This is a genomic window from Mesorhizobium sp. M0938 (assembly GCF_040319125.1).
GTDB lineage: Bacteria > Pseudomonadota > Alphaproteobacteria > Rhizobiales > Rhizobiaceae > Mesorhizobium > Mesorhizobium robiniae.
On the sequence record NZ_JAMYNS010000002.1, the window covers coordinates 461,081 to 487,879 of the forward strand.

The 26,799-nt window shown below is 63.4% G+C and carries 29 protein-coding genes; 18 read left to right on the forward strand and 11 right to left on the reverse strand.

The window, feature by feature from the left end; all coding sequences use genetic code 11:
* Nucleotides 1–79 precede the first annotated feature (79 nt).
* The 6 genes from NKH73_RS04905 (at nucleotide 80) to NKH73_RS04930 (ending at nucleotide 7,894) form a co-directional block, all read left to right on the forward strand.
* The gene (locus NKH73_RS04905) at nucleotides 80–2,491 is read left to right on the forward strand and encodes a glucan 1,4-alpha-glucosidase (RefSeq protein ID WP_352928638.1); all 2,412 of its coding nucleotides are present in this window, start codon (nucleotides 80–82) and stop codon (nucleotides 2,489–2,491) included.
* Nucleotides 2,492–2,630: 139 nt separating this feature from the next.
* The gene (gnd, locus tag NKH73_RS04910; protein ID WP_352928641.1) at nucleotides 2,631–3,647 is read left to right on the forward strand and encodes a phosphogluconate dehydrogenase (NAD(+)-dependent, decarboxylating); all 1,017 of its coding nucleotides are present in this window, start codon (nucleotides 2,631–2,633) and stop codon (nucleotides 3,645–3,647) included.
* A gap of 16 nt (nucleotides 3,648–3,663) precedes the next feature.
* Nucleotides 3,664–5,040: a glucose-6-phosphate dehydrogenase gene (gene zwf, locus NKH73_RS04915; RefSeq protein ID WP_352928643.1), complete on the forward strand. Its 1,377-nt coding sequence runs from the start codon at nucleotides 3,664–3,666 to the stop codon at nucleotides 5,038–5,040.
* Between the two features lie 17 nt (nucleotides 5,041–5,057).
* The gene (locus NKH73_RS04920; protein ID WP_352928645.1) at nucleotides 5,058–5,762 is read left to right on the forward strand and encodes an ROK family protein; all 705 of its coding nucleotides are present in this window, start codon (nucleotides 5,058–5,060) and stop codon (nucleotides 5,760–5,762) included.
* A gap of 148 nt (nucleotides 5,763–5,910) precedes the next feature.
* Nucleotides 5,911–6,372 (forward strand): Ros/MucR family transcriptional regulator, encoded by a 462-nt coding sequence (locus tag NKH73_RS04925; RefSeq protein WP_095485124.1) that lies wholly within the window; start codon nucleotides 5,911–5,913, stop codon nucleotides 6,370–6,372.
* Between the two features lie 283 nt (nucleotides 6,373–6,655).
* Nucleotides 6,656–7,894: an MFS transporter gene (locus NKH73_RS04930; protein ID WP_352928648.1), complete on the forward strand. Its 1,239-nt coding sequence runs from the start codon at nucleotides 6,656–6,658 to the stop codon at nucleotides 7,892–7,894.
* Between the two features lie 177 nt (nucleotides 7,895–8,071).
* Here NKH73_RS04930 and NKH73_RS04935 read toward each other — a convergent pair whose 3' ends face one another.
* Both NKH73_RS04935 and NKH73_RS04940 read right to left on the reverse strand, forming a co-directional pair.
* Nucleotides 8,072–8,530: a nuclear transport factor 2 family protein gene (locus NKH73_RS04935; protein ID WP_352928649.1), complete on the reverse strand. Its 459-nt coding sequence runs from the start codon at nucleotides 8,528–8,530 to the stop codon at nucleotides 8,072–8,074.
* Nucleotides 8,531–8,641: 111 nt separating this feature from the next.
* A complete protein-coding gene (locus NKH73_RS04940; protein ID WP_352928651.1) occupies nucleotides 8,642–9,004 on the reverse strand; it encodes a hypothetical protein in 363 nt (120 codons plus the stop codon).
* Between the two features lie 80 nt (nucleotides 9,005–9,084).
* Between NKH73_RS04940 and NKH73_RS04945 the strand changes: the two genes are divergently transcribed.
* From NKH73_RS04945 to NKH73_RS04955, 3 genes are read left to right on the forward strand one after another with little or no spacing between them, the layout of a single operon-like run.
* Complete coding sequence (locus NKH73_RS04945) at nucleotides 9,085–9,663, forward strand: TetR/AcrR family transcriptional regulator (protein WP_352928653.1); 579 nt, start codon at nucleotides 9,085–9,087, stop codon at nucleotides 9,661–9,663.
* Nucleotides 9,664–9,710: 47 nt separating this feature from the next.
* Nucleotides 9,711–11,015, forward strand: coding sequence for a beta-ketoacyl-ACP synthase II (gene fabF, locus NKH73_RS04950; RefSeq protein ID WP_352928655.1), 1,305 nt, complete (start codon nucleotides 9,711–9,713; stop codon nucleotides 11,013–11,015).
* Between the two features lie 57 nt (nucleotides 11,016–11,072).
* Nucleotides 11,073–11,888: an oxidoreductase gene (locus NKH73_RS04955; protein ID WP_352928657.1), complete on the forward strand. Its 816-nt coding sequence runs from the start codon at nucleotides 11,073–11,075 to the stop codon at nucleotides 11,886–11,888.
* A 103-nt stretch (nucleotides 11,889–11,991) separates the two neighbouring features.
* Here the strand turns inward: NKH73_RS04955 and NKH73_RS04960 are convergent, their stop codons facing one another.
* Complete coding sequence (locus NKH73_RS04960; RefSeq protein ID WP_352928659.1) at nucleotides 11,992–12,606, reverse strand: NAD(P)H-dependent oxidoreductase; 615 nt, start codon at nucleotides 12,604–12,606, stop codon at nucleotides 11,992–11,994.
* Between the two features lie 79 nt (nucleotides 12,607–12,685).
* Here NKH73_RS04960 and NKH73_RS04965 point away from each other — a divergent pair, with 79 nt between their 5' ends.
* Both NKH73_RS04965 and NKH73_RS04970 read left to right on the forward strand, forming a co-directional pair.
* Complete coding sequence (locus NKH73_RS04965) at nucleotides 12,686–13,318, forward strand: TetR/AcrR family transcriptional regulator (protein ID WP_352928661.1); 633 nt, start codon at nucleotides 12,686–12,688, stop codon at nucleotides 13,316–13,318.
* Nucleotides 13,319–13,476: 158 nt separating this feature from the next.
* On the forward strand, nucleotides 13,477–13,914 hold the full coding sequence (locus NKH73_RS04970; protein ID WP_352928662.1) for a VOC family protein: 438 nt from the start codon (nucleotides 13,477–13,479) through the stop codon (nucleotides 13,912–13,914).
* A gap of 71 nt (nucleotides 13,915–13,985) precedes the next feature.
* Here NKH73_RS04970 and NKH73_RS04975 read toward each other — a convergent pair whose 3' ends face one another.
* From NKH73_RS04975 to hemC, 6 genes are all read right to left on the reverse strand, one after another.
* A complete protein-coding gene (locus NKH73_RS04975) occupies nucleotides 13,986–14,702 on the reverse strand; it encodes a glutamine amidotransferase (protein ID WP_352928664.1) in 717 nt (238 codons plus the stop codon).
* A gap of 11 nt (nucleotides 14,703–14,713) precedes the next feature.
* Nucleotides 14,714–15,193 carry a tellurite resistance TerB family protein gene (locus NKH73_RS04980; protein ID WP_352928666.1) on the reverse strand — a complete coding sequence of 160 codons (480 nt, stop codon included), beginning with the start codon at nucleotides 15,191–15,193 and terminating at the stop codon, nucleotides 14,714–14,716.
* 45 nt (nucleotides 15,194–15,238) lie between these two features.
* Complete coding sequence (locus NKH73_RS04985) at nucleotides 15,239–16,837, reverse strand: heme biosynthesis protein HemY (protein WP_352928668.1); 1,599 nt, start codon at nucleotides 16,835–16,837, stop codon at nucleotides 15,239–15,241.
* Nucleotides 16,838–16,847: 10 nt separating this feature from the next.
* The gene (locus tag NKH73_RS04990) at nucleotides 16,848–18,320 is read right to left on the reverse strand and encodes a phage tail protein (RefSeq protein WP_352928670.1); all 1,473 of its coding nucleotides are present in this window, start codon (nucleotides 18,318–18,320) and stop codon (nucleotides 16,848–16,850) included.
* Between the two features lie 91 nt (nucleotides 18,321–18,411).
* Complete coding sequence (locus NKH73_RS04995) at nucleotides 18,412–19,134, reverse strand: uroporphyrinogen-III synthase (protein ID WP_352928672.1); 723 nt, start codon at nucleotides 19,132–19,134, stop codon at nucleotides 18,412–18,414.
* 1 nt (nucleotide 19,135) lies between these two features.
* Nucleotides 19,136–20,062 (reverse strand): hydroxymethylbilane synthase, encoded by a 927-nt coding sequence (gene hemC, locus NKH73_RS05000; RefSeq protein WP_352928674.1) that lies wholly within the window; start codon nucleotides 20,060–20,062, stop codon nucleotides 19,136–19,138.
* A 236-nt stretch (nucleotides 20,063–20,298) separates the two neighbouring features.
* Here hemC and tsaD point away from each other — a divergent pair, with 236 nt between their 5' ends.
* From tsaD to NKH73_RS05030, 6 genes are all read left to right on the forward strand, one after another.
* Nucleotides 20,299–21,381: a tRNA (adenosine(37)-N6)-threonylcarbamoyltransferase complex transferase subunit TsaD gene (tsaD, locus tag NKH73_RS05005; protein WP_352928785.1), complete on the forward strand. Its 1,083-nt coding sequence runs from the start codon at nucleotides 20,299–20,301 to the stop codon at nucleotides 21,379–21,381.
* Nucleotides 21,378–22,388 carry an NAD(P)H-dependent glycerol-3-phosphate dehydrogenase gene (locus NKH73_RS05010; protein WP_352928676.1) on the forward strand — a complete coding sequence of 337 codons (1,011 nt, stop codon included), beginning with the start codon at nucleotides 21,378–21,380 and terminating at the stop codon, nucleotides 22,386–22,388. The genes tsaD and NKH73_RS05010 overlap by 4 nt, the downstream gene beginning before the upstream one ends.
* 125 nt (nucleotides 22,389–22,513) lie before the next feature.
* The gene (locus tag NKH73_RS05015) at nucleotides 22,514–22,810 is read left to right on the forward strand and encodes a YciI-like protein (protein ID WP_352928677.1); all 297 of its coding nucleotides are present in this window, start codon (nucleotides 22,514–22,516) and stop codon (nucleotides 22,808–22,810) included.
* 126 nt (nucleotides 22,811–22,936) lie between these two features.
* Complete coding sequence (locus tag NKH73_RS05020) at nucleotides 22,937–23,362, forward strand: EVE domain-containing protein (protein WP_352928678.1); 426 nt, start codon at nucleotides 22,937–22,939, stop codon at nucleotides 23,360–23,362.
* Nucleotides 23,317–24,015 carry a class I SAM-dependent methyltransferase gene (locus NKH73_RS05025; RefSeq protein ID WP_352928680.1) on the forward strand — a complete coding sequence of 233 codons (699 nt, stop codon included), beginning with the start codon at nucleotides 23,317–23,319 and terminating at the stop codon, nucleotides 24,013–24,015. Before NKH73_RS05020 ends, NKH73_RS05025 begins: the two co-directional genes overlap by 46 nt.
* 110 nt (nucleotides 24,016–24,125) lie before the next feature.
* Entirely contained in the window at nucleotides 24,126–24,548 is a 423-nt protein-coding gene (locus NKH73_RS05030) for a DUF1761 domain-containing protein (RefSeq protein ID WP_352928682.1), read from the forward strand.
* A 130-nt stretch (nucleotides 24,549–24,678) separates the two neighbouring features.
* Here the strand turns inward: NKH73_RS05030 and gcvA are convergent, their stop codons facing one another.
* On the reverse strand, nucleotides 24,679–25,629 hold the full coding sequence (gcvA, locus tag NKH73_RS05035; RefSeq protein WP_352928684.1) for a transcriptional regulator GcvA: 951 nt from the start codon (nucleotides 25,627–25,629) through the stop codon (nucleotides 24,679–24,681).
* A 164-nt stretch (nucleotides 25,630–25,793) separates the two neighbouring features.
* Here gcvA and NKH73_RS05040 point away from each other — a divergent pair, with 164 nt between their 5' ends.
* The gene (locus NKH73_RS05040; RefSeq protein ID WP_352928685.1) at nucleotides 25,794–26,048 is read left to right on the forward strand and encodes a hypothetical protein; all 255 of its coding nucleotides are present in this window, start codon (nucleotides 25,794–25,796) and stop codon (nucleotides 26,046–26,048) included.
* Between the two features lie 78 nt (nucleotides 26,049–26,126).
* Here the strand turns inward: NKH73_RS05040 and NKH73_RS05045 are convergent, their stop codons facing one another.
* Nucleotides 26,127–26,723, reverse strand: a complete 597-nt coding sequence (locus tag NKH73_RS05045) for a L,D-transpeptidase family protein (RefSeq protein ID WP_352928687.1) — start codon at nucleotides 26,721–26,723, stop codon at nucleotides 26,127–26,129.
* Nucleotides 26,724–26,799: the final 76 nt, after the last annotated feature.

A 26,799-nucleotide genomic window follows, 5' to 3' on the forward strand; every position in this document is an offset into this window, starting at 1 on the left:
GAGTTGGCGATCAACTTGCGGTGCAATGATTGAAAAGCCTTTGGCTCATGGTAGGGAAGGGTCTGGAGGCCGAAATCGAATGGCAGTGACGCCGACTGTTGCGCCGGGCGCACCCGGAATTCCGGCGCGCTGGACCTCGAGCGCCAAGAGCGGCGTCGGCACCGCGCTTTCGCCGGCCTGCCCTATCTGGTTCACGATTAGTCATGGTATCCTCAACGAGGTCTACTATCCCGGCCTCGACAGCGCCTGCACGCGCGACATGGGGTTGGTTGTCACGGGGCCGGGCGGCTACTTCTCGGAAGAGAAGCGCGATGCCGAACATAGCATCGACCCGTTCGAGGACGGCGTGCCCGCCTACCGGCTTGTCAACACCGCCGCCGGTAGCACCTACCGGATCGAAAAGCGGATCATTACGGATCCGAAACGTCCTGTTCTGCTGCAGGAAATCAGCTTCACCCGGCTGAGAGGCACGGTCGCCGACTACCGCGTCTACGCGCTGCTGGCACCGCATCTGGTCAACGCCGGCATGGGCAACACCGCCTGGGTCGGCGACTACGAGGGAAAGCCTGTCCTGTTTGCATCGGGACGCGGTGTTTGCATGGCGCTCGCCTCGTCGCTGCCTTGGGGAGCCTGCTCGGCCGGCTATGTCGGCGTCTCCGACGGCTGGCAGCAACTCCACTGTGACGGCCGGCTCGACCCGGCTTATCAAAGGGCAGAGGACGGCAATGTAGCGCTGACAGGGGAGATTGGCTTTTCGGCCGAGAGCCCAAAAGTTCTGCTGGCGCTGGGCTTTGGGGCAACACCGCAAGAGGCGGCGGGGGTTGCTTCCGCCAGCTTGAAGCAAGGCTTCGACGCCGCTGCCGAGGTCTATGTCGAAAAATGGCGCAAATGGCAGAAAGGGTTGCTGCCGCTCGACCGGCACGCAGCGTCCGGGATCAACACCTATCGCGTCAGCACGGCTGTTTTGGCAGCGCATCGGTCGTCCGCGAAATCCGGTGCAGCCGTCGCCAGCCTGTCGGTCCCATGGGGCTTCAGCATGGGCGACGACGATCTTGGCGGCTATCACCTTGTCTGGCCGCGCGACCTGGTCGAAACCGCAGGCGGTTTTCTGGCCGCCGGCGATCCGGCGCAGGCGCTTGAGATTCTCGCCTATCTCCGCTCGATCCAGCAGTCGGACGGTCATTGGCCGCAGAACGCATGGCTCGACGGCGCTGCCTATTGGCCCGGTATCCAGATGGACGAATGCGCGTTCCCGCTGCTGCTGGCGGACGCACTGCGACGCGCCGGGCACCTGCCGCGCGCCAAGCTGCTCGCCTTCATGCCGATGATCGAGCGCGCCGCCTCTTATGTCGTGCGCAATGGTCCCGTCACCGGCGAAGACCGCTGGGAGGAGGATTCCGGCTACAGCCCGTTCACGCTTGCCGTCGAGACCGCCGCACTGCTTGCGGCGGCCGACATGTTCGACGTTTGCGGCAAAGCAGAGCCGGCAAATTATCTGCGTGAAACTGCCGATGTCTGGAACGACCAGATCGAGCGCTGGGCCTATGTCACCGGCACTCCACTGTGCGAAGAGGTTGGCGTCGCAGGCTACTACGTCCGCATCGCGCCGCCCGACACCGCCGATGCGGCGTCGCCGAAACACGGTTTTGTCCCGATCAAGAACCGACCACCCGGCGATACGGACCGCCCCGCCGAGGCGATCGTCAGCCCGGATGCGCTGGCGCTCGTCCGCTTCGGCCTCAGGGCCGCCGACGATCCGCGCATCCTCGACACGATCAAGGTGATCGACGCGCGGCTGCGCTGCGACCTGCCACAGGGGCCGGTCTGGTATCGTTATACCGGCGACGGCTATGGCGAACACGCCGACGGCGCCCCCTTCGATGGAACCGGCCAGGGTCGGCCGTGGCCGCTGCTGGTCGGTGAGCGCGCGCATTACGAACTGGCGGCGGGACGCAAGGATAGAGCGGCAAGCCTGCTCCTGACGTTCGAAGGCTCGGCCGGGCCTGGCGGCCTGCTGCCGGAGCAGGTGTGGGATGGGCCCGACATGCCGGAACGCGAACTGCGGCACGGTGGGCCGTCGGGCAGCGCCATGCCGCTGGTCTGGGCGCATTCGGAGCATATCAAGCTGCTGCGTTCGCTCAGCGAAGGCGCGGTCTTCGACCTGCCGCCGCAAGGCGTGAAGCGCTACATCGAGGGCAGGACCGTGTCGCCGCGCCGGACATGGCGCTTCAACAACAAGATCCGCACCATGCCCGCCGGCAAGATGCTGCGCGTCGAACTGCTGGCGCGAGCGATGATCCACTGGAGCAGCGACAATTGGGCGACCGCCCATAACGCCGAGACGACCGGGAATGTCTTTGGCATCCATTTCACGGACCTACCCGTTGCCGATGTTCCACCGGGCAATACGATCGTCTTTACTTTTTTCTGGTCCGATGCCGGCCGTTGGGAGAATGTCGACTTTTCCATTGGTATCGACAAGCTGGACTAGGGCATGATCCCGACCGAAGGTCCGCGTTAGCGAAAAGTGGAAACCGGTTTTTGCTTCGCTGACCTCCGGTTCGGAAAAGATCATGCTCCAACAATAGAGCAAGTAGGTCTTCTATCCCTCAAGAATCAGGACGAGACACATGCAGATCGGAATGATGGGACTGGGCAGGATGGGCGCCAACATGGTGCGGCGCCTGCTGCGCGATGGCCACGAATGCATCGTCTACGACATCAACCCGGCCAGCGTCGCAGCCCTTGTGACGGCTGGCGCGACCGGGACAGCATCGCTGGAGGAGTTCGTCGGCAAGCTGACCAAGCCGCGCAGCGCCTGGCTGATGCTGCCGGCGGCGATCACCAGCCGGATTGTCGACCAGGTGGCCGACCTGATGGAGCCGGGCGACATCATCATCGACGGCGGCAATTCCTACTATCATGAGGCTGTCGACCATTCGGCGCGCCTGGCCTTGAAGGGCCTGAGCTATGTCGATGTCGGCACCAGCGGCGGCGTCTGGGGCCTCGAGCGCGGTTATTGCCTGATGATCGGCGGCCCCGACAGCGCGGTCCAGCATCTCGATCCGGTCTTCGCGACGCTGGCGCCCGGCGCCGATGCCGGAGCACCTGCCCCCGCAAGGGATGCCGGAACCGCCCCCTTCGGCTATCTCCATTGCGGACCGAGCGGCGCCGGCCATTTCGTCAAGATGGTCCACAACGGCATCGAATACGGCGTCATGGCCGCTTATGCCGAGGGCATGAATATTCTGAAGTCGGCGAATGCGGGCAAGCGGCAGCGAACGGCCGATGCTGAAACCAGTCCATTGGAAAACCCCCAATATTACCAGTTCGACATCGATATCGCCGAGGTGGCAGAGGTCTGGCGGCATGGCAGCGTCATCGGCTCCTGGCTGCTCGATCTGACGGCGGGTGTGTTGAAGGCCGATTCGGGGTTGACGCAGTTCGGCGGACGGGTCTCGGATTCCGGCGAGGGCCGCTGGACCCTGAAGGCGGCGATCGATACCGGCGTGCCAGCGCCGGTCCTGTCCTCGGCTTTGTTCGACCGGTTCTCCTCGCAAGGCGAATCCGAATTCGCCGACAAGCTCCTGTCCGCCATGCGCTATGCTTTCGGCGGCCATGTCGAAAAGCCGAAGGCCGGCTCGTGACGGGAAAGACAAATCCATGAGCCAGGAACGGTCCGACACGCTGGTGCTTTTCGGGGCCACCGGCGATCTCGCCCACAAGAAGATCTTCCCCGCACTTTATGCCATGGTCGCCAAGGGAACGCTCACCGAGCCGGTCATCGGCGTCGCTTTCGACGCCTGGGACGTGAAGCAGTTGCAGGCGCGCGCCCGCGACGGCATCGTCAAGGCGACCGGCAAGGTCGACGAAAAAATCTTCGCGAAACTTGCCTCCCTGCTTCGCTATGTCAGCGGCGACTACCGTAGCGCCGCGACATTCGAGAAGCTGAAAAGCGTGCTGGGAACCGCACAGCATCCCCTTCACTATCTGGCGGTGCCACCGACCATGTTCGAGACGGTCATTCAAGGCCTGGAGCAGTCGGGTGCGGCCCAGGGTGCGCGACTGATGGTGGAAAAGCCTTTTGGCCACGATCTGCAATCGGCGCGCTGGCTGAACCGGGTCCTGCATCTGGTGTTCGACGAACAGTCGATCTTCCGCATCGACCATTATCTCGGGAAGGAAGCGATCCAGAACCTGCTCTATTTTCGCTTCGCCAATTCTTTCCTCGAGCCTATCTGGAACCGCAATTTCGTCGAGAGCGTGCAGATCACCATGGCCGAGGATTTCGGCGTCGAAGGCCGCGGCCGCTTCTATGACGAGGTCGGCTGTATCCGAGACGTCATCGAGAACCATTTGCTCAACATCCTGTTGCTGCTTGCGATGGAGCCGCCCGTCGGCCGCTCCGCCGACGATCTGATCGACGAGAAGGTGCAGGTGCTGAGAGCCATCCGCACGTTGACCAAGGATGATGTCGTGCGCGGCCAGTTCAAAGGCTATCTGAGCGAGCCGGGTGTCGCGCCGAATTCGCCGGTCGAGACCTTCGCGGCGGTGCGTTTCTTCGTCGACACATGGCGCTGGCAGGACGTGCCCTTCTTCATCCGCGCCGGCAAATCGATGCCGGTGCACGCCACCGAGGTCATCGTCCGCCTGAAGCGGCCGCCGCTCAACGTCTTCGACCCGATCAAGCCCGACGACGCCAACCACGTGCGCTTCCGCATCGATCCGCAAGTGGCGATCTCGATCGGCGCTCAGCGCAAGGCCCTTGGTGACGACATGATCGGCGAGCAGGTCGAACTGACCGCGCTCGACGACAGCAAGGACGACATGCCGCCCTATGAGCGGCTGATCGGCGACGCCATGAACGGCAACGGCCAGTTGTTCACCCGACAGGACGCCAGCGAACTCGCCTGGCGGATCGTCGGCCCGGTGCTTGGCGACACCACGCCGCCCGCGCTTTATGAGCCGGGGACATGGGGTCCTGCCGATGCGATGGCCGGGTTTGGACCACCGAACGGCTGGATCAATCCGGCGAAATGATCTCGCGAGGCGACACAATGGCCAAGGCGGCGAAGAAGCCGGCACCGGAGAGCGAAAGGATCATGCTTGCGATCGACATTGGCGGCTCCCATGTCAAGATCCTTACCAGCGCCGGCGGCGAGGAGCGCAGAGCCGATTCCGGACCCGGCCTGACGCCGCAGCAGATGGCCGCGGCCGTGCAGGCGCTCGCCCAGGGTTTGCCCTACGACGTCGTCTCGATGGGTTATCCCGGCCCGGTGAATCACAACAGGCCGCTGACCGACCCGGCCAATCTCGGCAAGGGCTGGGTTGGATTCGACTTTGCCGCACAGTTCGGCAAGCCGGTGAAGGTGGTCAACGACGCGCTGATGCAGGCCGTCGGCAGTTACGAAGGGGGGCGCATGCTGTTCCTGGGCCTGGGAACGGGCCTGGGTGCTGCGATGATCGTCGACAACGTCGCCCAGCCGATGGAGCTGGCGCATCTTCCTTACAAGAAAGGCCGCAGCTTCGAGGACTATGTCGGCGAACGCGGCCTGGAGAAGCGCGGCAAGAAGAAATGGCGCAAACACGTGTTCGACGTCATCGAGCGGCTTCGCGCCGCCATGCAGCCTGACTATGTGGTCATCGGCGGCGGCAATGTCGACAAACTCGATGAGTTGCCTGCCGGTTGCAGGCGCGGCGACAACACACGCGCCTTCGAAGGTGGCTTTCGACTGTGGCGCGACAAATCCCTGATTGTCTGATATTATGGCGGTTTGGGGTCAGACCTGTTGATCCGACCCCGCTGTTAGTATTGTTGTTCAAAATAATGTGCGACGTGGCTCGGCGTCATTGCGTTACGCAGATTTGCCGACTAGGAACTCTATGACCCCCACGGACGGAGAAAATAGTTTGACCGACGACAGCAACAAAGCCCGCAAGGACATCGACCTTCTCGAGCTGACCGCTCACATCGTGTCCGCCTACGTCGAGAAGAACCGCTTGCCCGCTTCCGGTCTCGGCGATCTCATCGCGAGCGTCAGCGCGTCGATAGGTGGCCTCGGGCAGCCCGCCGTTCCGGTCGCAGCGCCGCTGATCCCCGCGGTCAACCCGAAGAAATCCGTGACGCCGGACTACATCGTCTGCCTCGAAGACGGCAAGAAGTTCAAATCCCTGAAGCGTCATATCGGCGTGCATTTCGGACTGACGCCGGACGCCTATCGCGCCAAATGGGGCCTGCCGGCCGACTATCCAATGGTTGCCCCCAACTATGCGGCCTCGCGCTCGCAATTGGCGAAGGCAATCGGCCTGGGCCGCAAGGCCGCCCCGCCGGCGCCCGTCAAGAAGACCAGGAAGCCCAAGGCCACGGTCTGACACGTCGTTCGACGCCCGACGAACGGAAGCCTCGAAGATTGGCGGGACAGAGCCTGTCCTGCCGGGGCGCGAAGGAACGCGACCTGCGCGCCGAATAGCCTCTCCGCCTCTGCCGAGCGCGTCTGCCATGCAAATAGCATGGCAGCCCGGAAAATCCTTGATCCAGAGCCGATTTTTGCGCGCGCCTCGCGCTGAACTGCGCTAAAAGCGCTGTGATCGGACCAGCGCCCATCGTGGAAGAGCCCCGCCGGCCGATACACAATCTCGCCGGGGCCATTCACAAATGATAGCCGAACATCCATCACCCGACCAACGCTATGCCGCCTTCCGGCACAAGCCCTATCTAAGCTATTGGGCGGCGCGTTTCCTCTCTACATTCGCCACCCAGATCGTCTCTGTCGCCGTCGGCTGGCAGGTGTATGACCTGACCCGCGATCCGTTCGATCTCGGCCTTGTCGGCATTGTCCAGTTCCTGCCTTCGCTCCTGCTGGTGCTGGTCACCGGGGTGGTTGCAGACCGTTTCGGACGCCGTTTGATCATGGCGCTGACGGTCCTGCTGGAGGCGATCTGCGCGCTGGCGCTGTTGCTGCTGACGCTGCGCGGCCTTAGCGGACCGGCGTTGATCTTCGGCGTGCTCGCCATGTTCGGCATCGCGCGCGCCTTCTTCGGACCGGCCGCAGCGTCGCTGTTCGCCAATCTCGTGCCACCAGAGGATTTTGGCAACGCAATCGCCTGGAATTCGTCGGCCTGGCAGACGGCAACCATCATCGGACCGGTCGCCGGCGGCCTGCTCTACGGACTTTCGGCGGAAGCAGCGTACGGCACCGCTGCCGTTCTGATGCTTGTCGCCGCGGTACTGATCTTCACCATCCCGAAGCCTGCCCAACGCAGCGAGACCGACAAGCCGACGATGCAGACCCTGTTCGCCGGCTTCGGCTATATCTGGAGCGAGAAAATCGTGCTCGGCGCCATTTCGCTCGACCTGTTCGCCGTGCTCTTGTCCGGCGCCACGGCACTGCTGCCGGTCTATGCGCGTGACATCCTCGAACTCGGCCCATGGGGCCTGGGACTGTTGCGCTCGGCACCGGGCATCGGCGCCATCTGCGTTGCCATCTGGCTGGCCGGACATCCGATCCGCAACCACGCTGGCCTGGTCATGCTCGGCTTCGTCGCGCTGTTCGGCGCCTTTACCGTAGTGTTCGGCCTCTCCACCATCACCTGGCTGTCGATCGCAGCGCTCGCCTTGCTCGGCGCCACCGATATGTTCAGCGTCTACATCAGAGAGACGCTGATCCAGCTGTGGACACCGGACCAGGTGCGCGGCCGCGTCAACGCCGTCAACCAGGTTTTCGTCGGCGCCTCCAACGAGCTCGGCGAATTCCGCGCCGGCACCATGGCGGCGTTGATCGGCACCGTGCCCGCTGTGGTGATTGGCGGCGTCGGCGCAGTCGTCGTTGCCGGGCTGTGGGCGGTGCTGTTCCCGCAGCTGCGCAAGGTGCGCCACCTCAACGGACGAAACTGATCCAGGACGCACTGATCCAGGTCGTCCACGCGAGTTCAGCGGATCGATTCTGATAATCGAGGATGAGGCATGCTGTTGGCGAAATACGCATTTGCCGAGGTGCTGGGAGAGCCGCCAGCCAAACGACGAGAACCAACGGACAGCACACCCGCGGACATGTAACGCGGTGGGCCTCCGCTAGCTTACAATTTGTTCGGCGACAGCTTCTTCGATGCCAGCTGCCGCTTGGGCGGCAAGACCGCGGGCCGCTGCTTGTGAATCATAAAATTCCTCGAGTGCATAGACCCTGCCCCACCGCAGGGTGAACACGTGGAGACCACGGTTGACGTACGTCGCGTCGCCGTTGAGCAGCGATGCGCTGGCGTCCCACTGGACAAACACGGTGGTATGCCACGGCCAGCCCTTCACCCGGATGTGGTTGACCGTGAGATGGAGAGTGGGCAGGACACGGCCGAGGCGCTCAAACCAGCGGCGCAGAGCTTCTTTGTCGTGGCGCTCACCACCAAGCGCGTGGGCGCCTGAAACCCGGTGATGGACATGCGGCACGACTGCTTTCACCGCCGCGTCCCAACGATGGTTGTTGACGTCGTCGAAGCTCTGTCGGATCGATTTCTCGACGAAATAACTGTATAGCATTGACCTCTCCTCCAAACTTAATGATGGCGTGATCGAGGGCACCGTGTGGCGAGCCGCGCGGACGCGAGAGCCCACGATCAGCAGCGTGCCGGCTGCGGTCTGCACGTCGGGTCAGCGCATTGTCGCGTCGGCTCGCATCTGCATGTCAGTCTCGGTCGAGACCGTTACCTCCTCGCCCGACCTTGAGAAGGCGTAAAGCGAACCCTGGTGGCCCGGCATGGAAAAGGCCACGGAGTCGCCGTCGGCGAGGCCCATGACGACGCGCAGCGGATCGCCTCCGATCTTCGGTGCGAAGGTGGCGGTGACCTCCAGGAGGCCGCGGTCGACCGGGACGTAATAGGCCACCATGTCGAGGTGTCCCTCGTGCAGGCTGCCGCTTTCGATCGGGCGTCCGATGGTTGCTTCCTCGGCGAAAGCCGGGGTCGCAAGAAACATCGCGGCCAGGAGCGATGCGTTCAGGGTTTTGCGGATCATCTCATATTTCCTTTTTAGATTGCGTTCACCCTCTATATAGGGTATAGATTACGAATGCAATCAAAAAAAAGGAGATGACGATGCGCGTAAGTCGCAGTCAGGCCGCGGAAAACCGCGAAACCGTGATCAATGTGGCAAGCCGCCTTTTTCGGGAGCGCGGCTTTGACGGCATCGGCCTTAAGGATCTTATGAAGGGTGCCGGGCTGACCCAAGGCGCCTTTTACAAGCAGTTCGCATCGAAGGAAGACTTGGAGGCGCAGGCGTCCAGGCGGGCGATGGAGAGCGCCACCCACCGTTGGTCGGCCGCGACTGCGGCAAAGCCTGAGGATCCGCTTGGCGCAGTGATCGCGTTCTACCTCAGTATGGACCACCGCGGAGAAAAGATGGACGGCTGCCCGGTCGTGGCACTCGGCTCGGATGCCGCCAGACAGGGTGCCGACGTGAAGGCGTCATTCGAGGCCGGGATCAGGGAATATCTCGAGATGCTCGGCAGTTGGGTTGGCGAGGCCGACGGCGAAGAGGCTGGCGGCAAGGCCATGGCCATTCTCTCGACAATGGTCGGCGCGGTGCTGCTCTCGCGCGTCGTCAACGACCCCGATCTCGCGCAGTCTTTTCTGGATGCGGCGACCGATCAGATCCGCGAAGCGGTCGCCACCTGAACGGCGTGAGCAACGCTGGCGGCCCACCCAAATCGATAGGAGACTAGATGCGACGCGTCGTTGTTACAGGCATGGGAGCGGTCACGCCCCTTGCTGCCAATGTCGAAGCGTCCTGGTCGCGCCTCCTGGCCGGTCGTTCGGGCATTCGTAGGCTTTCGGACGATGTCGTGGGAGACCTGCCGGCGAAGATCGGCGGCGTGGTTCCCTCCTTGGAAGAGGATCCGGACGCTGGTTTCGACCCCGATGCCATCCTGGCTGCGAAGGATCAGCGCAAGGTGGATCGGTTCATTCTCTTTGCGCTGGCGGCGGCAGAAGAGGCACTTGCGCAGGCGAAATGGAAGCCTGCCTTGGAAACGGATCGCCTGCGCACGGCAACGATCATCGCTTCAGGGGTCGGCGGGTTCCCGGCCATAACCGAGGCGGTGCGCACGGTCGACCTGCGTGGCGCCCGCCGTCTCTCGCCTTTTACGGTGCCATCCTTCCTGGTGAACCTCGCGGCAGGCCACATCTCGATCCGTCATGGCTTCAAAGGCCCATTGGGCGCGCCGGTGACGGCGTGCGCGGCCGGCATCCAGGCGATCGGCGATGCGGCCCGTCTCATCCGCGCAAACGAGGCCGACATCGCCGTGTGCGGTGGAACGGAAGCATGCATGAATATCGTCAGTCTCGGTGGGTTTGCTGCCGCACGCTCTCTTTCAACCGGCTTCAACTGGGCGCCGGCTCAAGCTTCACGGCCTTTTGACATGTCGCGGGACGGCTTCGTCATGGGCGAAGGAGCCGGCGTGCTGGTCATCGAGGAATTGAGCCACGCGCTGGCGCGCGGCGCAAAACCGCTGGCTGAGCTCGTCGGCTACGGCACGACGGCGGATGCTCATCACGTCGCCTCCGGTCCCGAGGACGGCAACGGGGCGCGCCGAGCCATGCAGATTGCGATAGCCCAAGCCGACATTTCGATGCGTGAGGTGTCTCATCTCAACGCGCATGCGACCTCAACGCCGGTCGGCGACCTCGGCGAGATCGAAGCGATAAAGAGCGTGTTCGGACGCGATTTCGCGATCGCTGTCAGCGCAACCAAATCGGCGACCGGACACCTGCTCGGAGCCGCCGGCGGGCTTGGAGCCATCTTCGCAATCTTGGCGCTGAGGGATCAAGTGGCGCCGCCAACCCTTAATTTGAGCGCTCCGGATCCAGCCGGGGACGGGATCGATTTCGTCGCAAACCAAGCCCGCCCGATGGGGATGGACTACGCGATCTCCAACGGCTTCGGCTTCGGAGGCGTCAATGCCAGCGTGCTATTCCGGCGCTGGACGGACCAGCTGGCCGGCGCGAGCGCCAGAGGCGGTCATGACTGACGACCTTTGCTCCGACCTTTCATGCTTCTCCCAACGCAAAGAAGGAAATGATTTCCCATGAACAAGACCACTCCTGGCGTCGCTGTCGTCACAGGGGCATCCTCCGGCATCGGGCGCGCAACCGCCAACACCCTACGGAACGCGGGCTTTCACGTATTCGGAACCAGCCGTCACACGGCCTCCAAACAATCCGACGGCGTTACCATGCTGACTTGCGACGTGACCGACGACGCGTCCGTTGCGAAAATGGTCGATGATGTTCTGGCCAAGGCCGGACGCATCGACCTACTTGTCAACAACGCCGGCATGGGTCTGTTTGGCGGCGCGGAGGAGTCCTCGACCGCCCAAGCCCAGGCGCTGTTCGACGTGAACGTCTTCGGCGTTTTCCGCGTGACCAACGCGGTATTGCCGGCAATGCGACGCCAAGGGAAGGGCAGAATCGTTAATTTGAGTTCGGTACAGGGGTTCATCCCCGCCCCTTATTTCGCGCTTTATTCGTCGACCAAACATGCCATCGAGGGTTATTCCGAATCGCTCGATCACGAATTGCGCCCGTTCGGCATTCGCGTTTCGTTGGTTGAGCCCGCCTATACCCGTACCTCATTCGAGGACAATCTCGCCGCCCCCGATCAGTTGCTTGATATTTATGACTCCGCGCGCGCTGGCATGACTGTAACCGTGCGGAAATCGATGGAAAAAGGCGATGCGCCCGAAGTGGTAGCCGAGACGGTTTTGGCCGCTGCGACCGATCCCACTCCGAAGAGGCGTTATGCGGCCGGAAAAATGGCACGCCAGGTCAGTTTTCTGCGCCGTTTCGTCCCCGCATCCGCATTCGACAAGAGCCTGCGAAAGCAGCTCGGGCTGCCGGTCTGACGTCGACATCAACGACTCCTGCTTCGGTCGGAGCCGGCAGGAGTTGTCAGCGCGAAGCCGCCATCTGCGGCCGCCTGCCCGCGGCGGTCGGTACGCTACGCGGTCATGCTGCCTCCGCGCCTCGCAGGGGTGCCTTGAAGAGATTGCCGCCGATGGCGCACGCGGCGGCTAATTGAGAGGCCGGATCCTGCGTCTCCGAGCCGAGCAGGAGCTCGGACGTCACGACGGATGCGCCACAGTAATCGAAGATGCCATGATCGATCTGCGTCTTCATGGCTCCGAAATAGCCGTGCCGCGCATAGGTTCGCAAATTGGCGCCTCCGATGGCAACCAGATGAACCCGGAGGTGGCGAAGCCTCTTCACCAGTTTGGCGTCTGGGCCTTCATCGTAAGCCCAGCCATTTGCGAATACCCGATCGATCCATCCCTTGAGAAGCCCCGGCATCGACCACCAATAGACGGGATAGACCAGCACAAGCGCGTCGGCGCGATCGATCCTCGCTTGCTCGGCGGCAACGTCGGCCGAGGGCGGCGTCTCCCTGCGATGGACGGCGAGATCAGTCGCAGTGAACCTCGGATCGAAGCCTTCCGCCGCAAGGTCGGCAATTTCGAAGGAATTGCCGGGATCGGACAGGGACACACCCTCGGCGACATGCCTGGCGACGCTGTGGCTGAGCGACCTGGGATCGGGATGCGCGATAACGATGAGCGCGTGCATGTCGAAAACTCCTGCTGGTTGGTTGCGGCCGAACGGCCAAGCTTATATACTCTTAGTAAGTTACTTTTGGTACATAAGCATGTCAAGCGCCGAAACAAGTGAACAGGCTTCCCATTCGCGACCGCGTCGCCGGCTGGCGCGGGAGGAACGGCATCGCCAGCTTCTGGACGTCGCATGGCGCCTGGTCAGGGAAGAAGGAACGGAAGCCTTGACGCTCGGGCGGCTGGCCGAGCAGTCGGCTGTCACAAAACCCGTGGTTTATGACCATTTCGGCACGCGATCCGGGTTGCTGGCGGCGCTCTACCGGGAATTCGACGCGCGTCAGAATTCGCTCATGGACGCCGCGCTGCAGGCGAGCGAACCGACCTTAGCGGGCCGAGCCGCGGTCATCGCGTCTTCCTATGTCGACTGCGTGCTTCTCCAAGGCCGCGAGATACCCAGTGTCATCGCAGCGTTGGCTGGTTCGCCTGAACTTGAAAGGATCAAGCGCGACTACGAGGCGGCGTTCATCGAGAAGTGCCGGCTTGCGCTTGCCCCGTTCACCGGAACTGGTGCTGTCGCTTCGGCGGGCCTTTGGGCGATGCTCGGTGCAGCCGAGGCCCTGTCCTATGCTGCCGCGACCGCAGAAATCACGGCCGCGCAAGCACGGGACGAACTCTTCGAAACAATCGTCGCGATGGTCGCCAGAAGCGCGCGCCCCGGCATACGCTAGGCCGTAGACACATAACCCTTCAATCCAGTAGCGAAGTGCAAAATCCCTCAGATCAACCAGCGACGCATCACAAGGCTACCTTCCAGAGCCCTGAATGCTCACCTGGCAAGCAGTTTTATGAGTTTACGGCTTGGGACGACACCTTGTAGATTGGACACATGGCACTCAAACGGATGGACAACGTAGGAATCGTCGTCGATGACCTCGAAGCGACGATTGATTTCTTTCGCGAGCTCGGCCTTGAGCTCGAAGGGCGAGGCACGGTCGAAGGAGAATGGGCCGGACGTGTCACTGGACTGGGCGATCAGCGCGTCGAGATTGCCATGATGCGCACGCCGGACGGCCACGGCCGGCTCGAGTTATCCCGCTTCCTCACGCCACCTGCCGTCGCGGATCACCGCCACGCCCCAGTTAATGCTCTAGGCTACCTCCGCATCATGTTCGCCGTGGACGATATCGACGAGACGCTTGAAAGGCTCCGCAATCGCGGCGCGCAGCTCGTAGGCGAAGTAGTCCAGTATAAAGACGCGTATCGGCTCTGCTATATCCGTGGGCCTGAAGGGCATCTCATCGGACTCGCCCAAGAACTCAGCTGAGCGCAATACGACGACAATGACGAAGGGCGACCAGCGAGCGCGTCTCACAAAGGGTCCGTTGTTGGACTGGATTAGGACAGCGCGGGCTTGCCGAAGATCGTCTGCAGGAATTCGCCGAGCCAGCGCTTCAGATGCATGTCCCAGATCAGCCGACCACCTAAGTGATCGCGGCCGGGCTGCGCGCCGGGTAACTCGAAGCGGTGCGCGCCGCGAACGACCCAGCGCTGCATCATCGCCCGGGTCAATTCGCCGTGGAACTGGATGCCCCAGGCATTGTCGCCATAACGAAAGGCTTGATTGGGGTAGGTTTCGGCCGTCGCCAGCAGCGTCGCATCCCGCGGCAGCGAAAAGCCTTCGCGGTGAAACTGGTAGACCATCTCAGGCCAGTGCATCAGCTTCCGGCCCGCCTCCGTCGCCTGCAGCGGATACCAGCCGATCTCGACCAGCCCCTCGCCATGACCCTCGACCTTGCCGCCAAGATGATTGACCAGCATCTGCGCGCCGAGGCAGATGCCGAGCAACGGCCGGTTCTCCCTGAGCGGCACTTTCAGCCAGTCGGTCTCGCGGCGGACGAAGTCGTCCTCGTCATTGGCGCTCATCGGTCCGCCGAACACCACGGTCCCGGCATGACCGTCCAGTGTTTCCGGCAAGGCGTCGCCGAGCGGCGGGCAGCGGAGATCGAGGTCGAAGCCTTCTTCGATTAGCATGTGGCCGACGCGCCCGGGGCTTGAACTCTCCTGATGCAGCACGATCAGGATTTTTGGTCTCGGCCTCGGCGTGGATGGCATAGGGATCCTGTCTATTCGTCGCTCGACGTTCCGGTGGCGCCCGGCGCTTGGGCCGCCGCTTTGCGGCGTGCCTCGACGCGGTCGCGGCGTTCGACGCCCATCAGCTCGGCGACCCGCCACACGATATTGTCCTCGAGTTCGTGCAATTCGCCATCGGCATAGACGATTTCCCACATCAGGCCGATGAAGGCTTTTCGCGCGTCCGGATCGAGCTGGCCCTTCAACACGCTGGTGAAGGCGTAGAGGTCGATCGCCTCATTATCGGCCCGCTCGCCAGCGGCGGCCAGCGCGTCGAGCTCGTCGCCGCTGATCGAATAGCTTTCCGCCAGCACCGCCTTGAAGCGCTCCCATTCGGCATCCTGACGCACGCCGTCGGCACTCATCACATGGTAGAGAAGGGCGGATGCGGCAACGCGCGGATCATCGGCGTTGTTGCGGGCGCTGCCGCCTGCCGGCAGGTCCTTCAGAAACGACAGAACGCGTTCGAACATGTGATTCTTACTTCCCATCGGCCAAAACTATCAAGCTCAGCCAAATCAAAACAACCGAAACTTGCGTGGTGATTTTTGGTCTTCGTCGTCCGGATCGACGCCAGGATCGTCGGGCAGCCGGGCCAGTTCCTCCGCCGGTTCGACAGATTCGGCATCCGGCGGCACCGCGGCAAAGGCCGCGGCGGTGACCGGCGCTACCTGGTCTTCGTCGCGTTCCGATGCCGCGGCGGCCGGTCTCTCGGCCGAAACAGCAGGGGTCAGCTCGATCACGTTTTCCTTTGCCGGCTTGATTGGCGCCGTAAGGCTCGGCACCACGGCGTCCGGCGCATCCTCATGGCTGTCGATGAGCTGGCCGAGCCGCTCCATCGGCGCCCGCCATTCGAAGGCGTCGAGCTTGCCGGTGATCGGCGACACCGGCGCCCAGCGGTCGGAGACGACGCCGTCGGCAACCCAGGCCGGATCGCGCGGTGCACGCACTGCCTTGGACAAAAGCTGCCGCACCTTGCCCTGATCGCCGGTCTCGGCCTCCTCGATGTCGGCCAGAAGCAGATAGGCGCCTTCGCGGCGATCCATGCGAATGGCTGCCTCGGCCTCCTGGCGGGCGGTCTTGTAATCTTGCGCATCGAGCGCGGCGCGCGCCACCGTCAGCGAGGATTCGGCGTGGTTCTTCTTCATCTCTTGCAGCTTTTTCGCCCGGTTCAGGCGGTCGAGGACGGCATCGGCAGGCCGGGCGTGGGTGTAAAGCTCGGCGATTTCCGGATGCGGCTCGGCTTTCCACGCCGCTTCGAGGATCTTCGCGCCCTTGCGCACATCGTTCTGCCTGAACAGCAGTTTTGCTGCGACGACCGCCGCCGGCGCGAAGTCCGGCCGCAGCCGATTGGCCTCGATGGCAGCGGTTTTGGCGGCATTGGGATCGCTGTCGATCAGCGCCTGCGCCTTGGCGGTGAGCAGCACGGCGCGGCGCCGGTTGGCGGCATCGCGCTCGATCTGGCGCGTCGATTTCTGCGCCTCGACCAGTTTCAGCGCGCCGTCCCAGTCGCCGCGTCCGGTCAGGTCTTCCAGCGTCGATTCGGCGGCCCAGGCCAGTTGCGGCGCCACCGCCGCGGCGCGGCCGGCGTAATGCCGCGCCGCGTTGCGATCGCCGAGGCGCTCGGCCTCGAGATAAAGCCCGCGCAGGCCAAGCAGCCGCATTTCGGGATCGTCGAGCATGGTCTCGAACTTTTCGCGGGCGCCCTCATGGTCGCCTTCGAGCAGCGAGGCTTGCGCCTCCAGCAGCTGGATCAGCGGCTCCTGGTCGGAACGGATCAGCTTTGCCGCTTCCTTGGTCTTCTTTCGGGCGAGTGCCCCATCACCGGCGCCGGCGGCGATCATGCCGGTCGACAGCGCCTGATAGCCACGGTCGCGGCGGCGGACGCGGAAATAGCGCGAGATGGTATAGGGGCTGTTCCACAGCGACTTGATCAGCCACCAAACGATCATCACCGCGGCAACGACGGCAACGACCGCCACTGCCGCCACCATCAGGCTGACCTGGTATTGATAGCCGCTGAAGGTGACGACCATCTCGCCCGGCCGGTCGGCCAGCCAGGCGAAACCGAGCCCGAGCGCGAAAACGACGGCGAGGAAAAGCAGAATGCGGATCATCGGGTTTTCCTCACGCCTTCATCGCACGTGATATCAGCGCGTCGACCTGCGTCTCGACCTCGATCCGCGCCTTCAGTTTGCCGGCAAAGTCGGCGCCGGCGGCCTTCACCGCTTCGGGCAGCGTATCGTATTCGCTGAGCGCCTTGGCGTAGTCACCCTGGCTGACCGCCACCTCCATGCGCGCGACGGTTTCCGGTGCCCCGGCGCCTTCGACGGCTCCGATCGGCCTGACCTTGACCAGTGATTCAGCGCTCGACAGCAGGTTTTGCAGGAAGCCGGCATTCTGGTCGACGGGCTCGGAGGCTGCGACCATGGCATTGGCCGCGGCGGGCACTTCGGCTGCGATCTCGGCACGGGTCGGAACGCCCTTTTCGGCGTAGGGACGTAAGGTCCCGATCTCCGGCGCGTTCGGCGAAATCGCCGCAAGAGTTTCAAGTTCGGCGGCGAACGGCGCACCACGGTCGAGCGCTGCCTTCAGCGCCGAACCGGCAATGGCGAGCGCGACCTTCGGCTGCCCCGCCTGTGCCTCGACTTTGTCGGAAAGCTGCGACACCGACTGTTCCAGCGCTGCAAGCCGGCCGTCCTGCGCCTTTGCCGTCTCACCGGCGGATTTCACCGCCGCGTCGAGCCCGGTCAGCTTTTCATTGAGCGGACCGAGATCGACCGGCGCCGTATTGCCGGCCTGGCCAAGGGCCGCAACCGCCGTCTCGATCTGCCTGACCTTGTCGCCAAGGGCAGCAAGCCCGGCAGTGTCGCCGGCCCCGCCCTGCTCGACCGCCGATTTCAGCGCCACGACATCCGTCTTGACCTGATCCAGCGCCGACGACAGACCGTCTACCTTGGCCGACGCGTCATTGTTGCCGGCTGTGTCCTTGAGCCCGGCGATCTCGCTCTTCAGCGAAGCGATTTCGCCATTGATGCCGTCGAGCGATACGCCGCCCGCGCCTGGCGCGCCGAGCAGGCCGGCAAACTGCAGGCCTCCGGCGGCAGCGAGCGCGATGACGCCGCCGATAATGCCGGCAGCGATGCCGTTGATGCCGCCACGTTTCGGATGCGCTGCCAGGTCTTCATTCCTCGGCTCCTTCGGCGCTTCCTCGGTCCCGCTGGCCCCCGTCTCACTGGTTTTGGCAGATGCGTCGTCGAAGCTGTAGTCGAAGGCCCGTTTCGCCGATGCGTCGGAGCCGGCCGGATAAGTCGGTTTGGGTCCTTCAGGGCCTTTGGTGCCGCCCTCTGCCGGCTCTTCCGGACCGGCCGGCGGGGCCACATCGGCATGTTCCCACGGCTCGATGTCGGTCTGGTCGGCATGCATGGGTTCTTCAGGCGCCGGCTGCGACGCGTTCGCCGCCTCCTCCGCCTTTGCCTCGTCGGTCCGCCCGTTGGCGGCATTCTCGTCGGCAACGCGCGAGACAGCCCCGGGTTCGAGCTCGATGGTCACAGGCTCGCGACGGCTTTTCGAATGCCGCATCTTCGGCGTCTTGACCATGCTTGGGCTCCGCAAAATTCGCTTCGGGATGGTTCAGAAAGGGTCTAGCACATCACCAAGCGGTGAAAAGGGGCGGCGTGATGACACGGGGTCAACGCCACGTCCGCAAAAGCTGCAGCAGTGCCTCCTCGCTGGGCTCCGGCGCAACGCGAAGCTTTTCTGAGGCGACGGTTTCCAAGGCTGCGGCGATACGTCCGGACAGGACGAAAAACCACGTCTCTTCAAAAAGCCCACGCAGCGCCGGCCGCCCGGTCAGAGCCTGCATCGCTGCCGCCGCCCTGGCCGAATAAAGAAGCACCGCTTTAACCGGCTGGCCGGACAAGCGCGCAAGGATTGCCGCGTCCGAATAGTCCAGGGTGACTGTGTCGTAGGTCTCGATGGCGCTGACGCTGACATGGACACCAGCAGCCTTCAGCCGCGCCTCGAACACCGGAAACCGCACGCGTCCGCACAGATAGATGATCGTCTTTGCCATGAAGCCGCCGGCAAGCGCATCCGCCAGCGCCTCGGCATCGCCGGGGCCTTCGCTGACGGACAGGAATCCCGCAGCGCGGGCCGCTTCCGCTGTCCTTTTGCCGACGGCATAGCAGGGCAAGGCGGCGAGCCCCGCGATGATTTCCTTCGGCGCATGGCGCACGGCATTGGCGCTGGTGACCGCAACCGCAGCGGCATTGGTTGTGACCCGGTCCGCATCGACCGGCAGAGCCACCGTTTCGGTCAATGGCAGCAGGATCGGCTGAAATTCCTCGTCCTCAAGCCGCCGCATTGTGCGCGAGGCGCCCGGTTCCGGCCTCGTCACCAGGACGCGAACCATGTCAGGCCCAGCCGTCGAAGAATTTTTCGCCGGCCTTGGCCCGCACGGTCCTGGCGGCTTCGTCGCCGATGCGGGCGGCGTCCTGCGCCGGGCCTTGCGCCTTGACCTCATGGGATTGCGTGCCGTCCGGCGAGATGATCAGCCCGGCGAAGGAGACCGTTCCGCCCGATATCGTCGCATGGCCGGCGATCGGCGTGCGGCACGACCCGTCGAGCGCCGCCAGGAAGGCGCGTTCGCAGGCCAGCGCCTGTCCGGTCGGCACATCATGGATTGCCGTCAGCATCTTTTCCACATCGAGGTCGCCGATGCGGCTTTCGATGCAGATAGCGCCTTGCCCCGGCGCCGGTGGAAAGGTGTCGAGCGGCATCAGATCGGTGATAACATCTTCAAGCCCGAGCCGCTTCAGCCCGGCATAGGCGAGGATGGTGCCGTCGGCAACGCCCTCGTCAAGCTTGCGCAGCCGCGTCTGCACATTGCCGCGGAACATCACCACGTCGAGGTCCGGTCGCATCCGACGGATTAGCGCCTGACGCCTGAGCGACGACGACCCGACTTTCGCGCCATGCGGCAATCCGGCGATTGTTTTCGCCGCCTTGCCAATAAAGGCGTCGCGGGCATCCTCGCGCGGCAGGAAGGCGGACAGTTCGAGCCCGTCGGGCAAGACCGTCGGCATGTCCTTCGACGAATGCACGGCGATATCGATACGGCGCGCCAGCAGCGCTTCCTCGATTTCCTTGGTGAACAGGCCCTTGCCGCCGGCTTCCGACAGCGGCCGGTCCTGGATGCGGTCGCCGCTGGTCGAGATGACGACCACCTCGAATGCCTCGACCGGCATGCCGTGCGCGGCCATCAGCCGCGCCTGCGTTTCGTGCGCTTGGGCCAACGCCAGCGGGCTGCCGCGTGTTCCGATTTTCAAGGTTGTTTGCATGGCGCGCGGTCCGTGATAACCCCCGGGCAGATCGAGGTCTGTTGAGATTCAGGTCAGGCCGAGCCGAAAATGGTGGTTTCCGAGAACCGGAGCGGAGCGTACTTTGAGTACGTGAGCACCGGAAGCGCAGGAAGCCGCCATTTGCAGGCCGGCATCACCTGAATATCAACAGACCTTGGGCTTCTCCTAACGGGGAAAGCCGGGTTGTACAATCTTCGAGGGACAGCGACGAATTGATCCGCGTTCTGGGCATTGAGACGAGTTGCGACGAGACCGCCGCCAGCGTGGTGACGCTGGATGGCGGCGCGCCCAAAATCCTGTCCGATATCGTGCTCAGCCAGATCGAGGAGCATGCCGCCTTCGGCGGCGTCGTGCCGGAAATCGCCGCACGTGCCCATGTCGAGGCGCTGGACGGCATCATCGAGGCAGCGCTGGCCGATTCGGGCGTCGATCTCGCCGACATCGATGCGATTGCCGCGACAGGTGGGCCCGGCCTCGTCGGCGGGCTGATCGTCGGGCTTATGACCGCCAAGGCGATCGCCGCAGCAGCAAACAAGCCGCTGATCGCCATTAATCACCTCGAAGGCCATGCGCTGACCGCGCGGCTGACCGACGGGCTCGACTTCCCCTACCTTTTGCTGCTGGTGTCCGGTGGCCACACGCAGATCGTCGCCGTGCGTGGCGTTGGTGACTACCAGCGCTGGGCGACGACCATCGACGATGCGCTCGGCGAAGCTTTCGACAAGACCGCCAAGATGCTCGGACTGCCCTATCCCGGCGGGCCGAATGTCGAGAAGGCGGCGGCATCCGGCGACGCCGCACGCTTCGCCTTCCCGCGGCCGATGAAGGGCTCGGCGCAGCCCGACTTTTCCTTTTCCGGGCTGAAGACTGCCGTGCGCCAGGCAGCAACGGCTATCGCCCCGTTGAATGACCGGGACGTCGCCGACATCTGCGCCTCGTTCCAGGCGGCGGTGGCGGATGCGCTGGATGATCGTGTTTCGAGAGCGCTGACGCGTTTTCGCGAAACTTTTCCTGATAAGCAAAATCCTGCGCTGGTTGTTGCCGGCGGCGTCGCTGCCAACCGGACGATCAAGACGACACTGGAAGCCTTGTGCGGGAAAGCCGGCTTTGCTTTCGTCGCGCCGCCGCTCAAACTCTGCACCGACAATGCGGCGATGATCGCCTGGGCCGGCATCGAGCGGCTGCGCGCCGGCACATCAGGTGAGAACGCTGCCGATTTCGTGCCGCGCTCGCGCTGGCCGCTGGACAGCATCTCTGCCCCGATGGTCGGCTCGGGCCGACGTGGGGCCAAGGCATGACCGGCAGCGGGCACAAGGCGCCAAGCGGCTGGCGCATTGCTGTGCTCGGCGGCGGTGCCTGGGGCACGGCACTGGCGCTGGCCATGTTGCGAGCTGGTCATTTCGTCCGCCTCTATGCGCGCGACCCGGAGACCGTCGCCGCGATCGACCGTGGCGAAAATCCGCGCTATCTGCCCGGCATCGCACTCCAGGCCGGCATCGTGGCAACAAGCGACATCGAGGCCGCGCTCGACGGCGCCGACTGCGTGCTGGCGGTGGCGCCGGCGCAGTCGCTGCGCGCCATGCTGAGGACCGCGAAGGCCCATATGCCAAAAGACGTCCCGCTGGTCCTCTGCGCCAAAGGCATCGAGCGCGACACCGGCGCATTGCTATCGGCGATCGTCGACGAGATCCTGCCTGGAAATCCGGTTGCCGCCCTGTCCGGCCCGAGCTTTGCCACCGACGTCGCCAAGGGCCTGCCGACCGCCGTAGTCGTCGCCGCTCGCGACGCGGATCTGGCCGCCGACCTTGCCGCCCGCTTTTCGGCCGAGAATTTGCGCTGCTATTCGAGCGACGACCTGATCGGCGTCGAGATCGGCGGCGCGCTGAAGAACGTCTTCGCGATTGCCGCGGGTGCTGTCACCGGCGCAGGGCTCGGCGCCAGCGCCCAGGCCGCCATGGTGACGCGCGGCTTCGTCGAATTGCGCCGCATTGGCGCTGCCTTCGGCGCGAAACCGGAAACGCTGATGGGGCTTTCCGGCCTCGGCGACCTCTTGCTCACCTGCTCGTCCACGCAGTCGCGCAACTTCGCCTACGGGATGGCCTTGGGCCAAAGCAAGCCGCTTGCCGGCCTGCCGCTGGCCGAAGGCGTGCCGACGGCGGCGATCGCCGCCCGTATCGCCATCGAGCGCGGCATCGACACGCCGATCATCACCGCTGTATCAGCCATACTGGACGGCACGATCACCATCCACCAGGCTGTGTCGGCGCTGATGACAAGGCCCCTGAAAATCGAAACCGATGTTTAGAGCGACTGCGTCCGCTTGGACGCACATCGCTCTAATAACTTTGAACCTGCGCATCGTGCTTTCCGAAAATCGATTCCGATTTTCGGGCCGATGCGATAAATCTCGAACAATCCGGAGATGGAAAGATGCTGTTTGCGTTGATTTGTAAGGACAAGCCTGGAAACCTGCAGGTGCGGCTCGATGCGCGGCCCGAGCATATTGCCTTTTTGGAAGGATTGAACGGCGAGAACAAGCTGGCCTTCGCCGGTCCGTTCCTCGATGCCGACGGCAAGCCGAACGGCAGCCTCGTCGTCGTCGAGGCGCCCGATCTGGCCGCGGCACAAGCCCTGTCGGCGGCAGACCCCTACGCCAAGGCCGGGCTGTTCGAAAACGTCGAAATCAGGCAATGGAACTGGATCTTCAACAAGCCGGCGAGCGCATGACCCCGAAAATCGGTATCGATTTTCGGAAAGGACCATGCGCAAAATCAAAGTGCTACAGCGTCCTTTGCGCGCCTGAAAGACGTGCGGCGCTGTAGCTGATTTCCAGCCGTCAGGAGGAGCAAAACGATGAACTACTGGCTGTTCAAATCGGAACCCTCGGTCTTCTCCTTCGAAGCGCTGAAGGCAAAGGGCGAGGCCGGCACGCAATGGGACGGCGTGCGCAACTATGCGGCGCGTAACAACATGAAGGCGATGCAGATCGGCGATCTCGGCTTCTTCTACCATTCCAACGACGGGCTCGACGTTGTCGGCATCGCCGAGGTCTGCGCGCTGGCCCATCAGGACAGCACTACCGACGATCCGCGTTGGGAATGCGTTGATATCCGTGCCGTCAAGGATATGCCGAAGCCGGTGACGCTGGAACAGGTCAAGGCCAATCCCAAGCTTGCCGAGATGGCACTGGTCCGGCTCGGCCGGCTTTCCGTGCAGCCGGTGACGCCGGCCGAATGGAAAGAGGTCTGCCGCATGGGCGACCTGACGCCGGCTCCGTGACGGCACTGACGCCAAACAGTGCGAAAAACTTCATCCTCGACAACACGGCGCTGATGGCGCCGCCACATGTGCCGGAGATCCTGCTGCATCTGGCCGACGAAGCGCATGATCTGTGGCAGCGGACCGAGGACGAACTGGCAGAAATCGGCCTGCCGCCGCCCTTCTGGGCCTTCGCCTGGGCTGGCGGCCAGGGCCTTGCCCGCTACGTCCTCGACAATCCGTCCGCTGTGCACGGCAAGCGTGTGCTCGACTTCGCCTCCGGCTCCGGCCTTGTCGCCATTGCCGCTGCGAAGGCCGGCGCGGCAGAGGTGATCGCCGCCGACATCGACCCGTTCTGCGCGACCGCGATCCGCCTCAATGCCGAGGCCAATGATGTCCGGATCAAATTCCTCGGCTCGGATTGCATCGGAACCGATGCGGGCTGGGATGTGGTTCTGGCCGGCGACGTCTTCTACGACAAATCCTTTGCCGACAGGCTGATGCCGTGGTTCGCGACACTGAACTCGCGCGGCGCCGACATCCTACTTGGCGATCCCGGCCGCTCCTATCTGCCGAAGACGGGGCTGGAGCCGCTTGCCGTCTACGAAGTGGCGGTGACCCGGGCGCTGGAGCATTCCCTGGTCAAGCGCACGACCGTCTGGCGCTTTGCTTGACGACACGGCCGAACGGGCGTTCCATCACGCATCGATTTTGAGAATACGCATGTCGTTGTCCCAAAACCTCCCGGCACTTTTGGGCGACATGCTTCCGGGAGGGGGAAATCATGGATTTTTCAGCAGTAAACTGGCTGGCGGTTATCGTCGCCGCCGTGGTGGCGTGGTTGTTCGGCGCTGCCTGGTACATGGGCTTGAGCAAGCCCTGGCTCAAGGCCGCCAAGCTTGATCCGGCGACCATGAGCAAATCGCCGCTGCCATTCGTCATCAGCTTCGTCGCGGAAATTGTCATGGCGCTCGTCATGTCCCTGGTCATCGGAGCGATGACCGGCGGCGAACCGAGCGTCATTGCCGGGCTCGTCTTCGGCTTCGTTCTCTGGCTGGGGTTCGTCGCCACGACGCTTTCCGTCAACCATCGTTACGAGGGATTCGGCTGGGACCTGACCATCATAGACTGCGGCCACTGGCTTGGCGTGCTGCTGATCATCGGCGCGGTGATCGGCTGGTTCGGCGTGCCGGAAGTCGCTGGTTGAGCGTTGCCGCTCAGAAAATGGGGCGACACTGGACCATGATCCCGAAAAGTGGATACCGGTTTTCGGAAAAGATCATGGTCAAACAATAAGTTAGAGCCCCCATCCCGATTCTATCGGGATGGAATAGGCTCTAAAGCTCGTCCCAACTTTGGCGTGTCGGATCTGGCTGCGGCTTGTGGACTTCGTTTAGGAGCCAATCCCTGAACGCTACGATCCTGGCGTCATCAGCAGAGCCCTGCGGATAGACCAGGTGATAGGCGAAGTCGGGCGCAACCTTGATGCCCAGCGCGAATGGCCGCACCAGCCGGCCTTCAGAAAGATCGTTCGCCACCATCGCGAATTCGGCGAGCGCCACTGCATTGCCGTCGAGCGCGGCCTGCACCGCATCCGATGAGCTGCCGAAGACAATGGTCCGGCTGTCATCGAAATCGTCGACACCCGCGGCCGCCATCCACATGCGCCAGTTCGGCCAGGTCACACCCTGGCGCGACCACGCGATATGGGCGAGCGTGTGATGGAAGAGATCGCGCGGCTCCTTCAGCGGCGGTCCCGCCCTGAGCAGCGCCGGACTGCACACGGGAATGATCATGTTGTCGAACAGGCGATGGCTGCAAAGCCCCTGATATTTCCCGGTGCCGAAGCGGATACCGACATCGACGTCGTCACGATCGAAGTCGCGCACTTCATAGGAGATGTCGAAGCGCAGGTCGATCTCAGGCTGATGCTTGCGAAAATCATCGACGCGCCGCATCAGCCATTTTGTCGCGAACTGCGCGTCGAGCGTAATCTTCAGCAAAGCCGTGCCGCGCGTCATCTTGTGCGCTCGCGAGACCGCCCGGCCAAGCAGGTCGAGCGCGTCGGCCGAGGCCTCGAACAGCACCGTACCCGCCTCGGTCAGCCTTATGGTGCGGCTCGTGCGCGTGAACAGCACGAGGCCTAGCTGATCCTCGATTTCCTTGATCTGGTGGCTGACCGCCGCCGGTGTTAGGCCGAGCTCGTCGGCGGCGCGGGTGAAATTGAGGTGCCGGGCCGCCGCCTCCAGCGTCCTCAGCGCACGGGTTCCAGGCAGCAGGCGCGCCATCACAGCGGAATGATTTTTGGCAGGATCATTGCCCTTGATCCACAAATTAAACTTGATGATCTGGAAAAAACTACTCGTTTCCCTCTTAGATTTCAATCCGGCATGATGTGACCATCGAGAAACTATCAAACCGGATTTGATATCCGGATGGAACGGATCACGTCATGTCACACATTGCTTTGAAGTCTCCTTCTGCCAGACCAATCTGGCTGCGGGCGGCAATTGAGTGGTTCCACCACGCGAGAATCGCGATCAACCTCCCGCGTGAGCCCAGCCTCCCGCGTGAAAATGTCGAGGACCTCTCGGATCGCCAACTGCGCGACATCGGCGCCGAGCGGAAGGATGTCGCCCGCGCCATGGACCAGGAACTAGGCCGGCTCGGCCTGCTCGACATCGGCTGGCAGAAGCCGAAACGGTAGGCGAGTAGGGCAGTAGGGGAAAGAGAGCACCTACTGCCCTACTGCCCTACTGCCCTACTGCCCTACTGCCCTACTGCCCTACCTCACCACCTTCACCACCGTGCGGTCCGACAGCAGCGGCAGCAACCGCGCCATGGTGCGTGCCGTCACCGCGACGCAGCCTTGCGTCGGCGTGAAACCGGGGCGCGCCAGATGAAAGAAGATGGCGCTGCCGCGCCCGCGGCGTCGCGGCGCAATGTTCCAGTCGAGCACCAGGCAGGCATCATACAGCCGGTCGTCGCGCAGCATCCGCTCGTGGCTGGCGCCGTAGGGAATCTTGACCGGGCGGTTGTAGTTGCGGTCATCAGGCACCTCGCACCAGCCGAGATCGGGACCGATCGGCGCCATCGCCAGCCGGGTTTTGCGGCCCCCGGAAAAATGGTCGTTACGGAAATATCCCAACAGGATCCGCATCGAACCAAGCGGCGTGGCGCCGTCGCCCTCGCGCTTGCCGGCCGATATGCCGCCGCGTCCCAGCGCACATGAAAACACCAGTTTTCCAGCTTGCAGAAACCCTTGGCTGGGGTGGCCGGGTCTGGCGCGCACGGTGAGAACACGAAGCCCTTTTGGCAAAAATGCGCTCGCCTCATTGCACACGCGTTTTTTCTTGTATGATCGTGTCACGGAACAAATCATTGTGATCGGCTGTTGTGCCGGTCAGCTTCCGCATAAACAGGCAGCGGTCAACTGAATTTTCTTTTCAAAACAACGG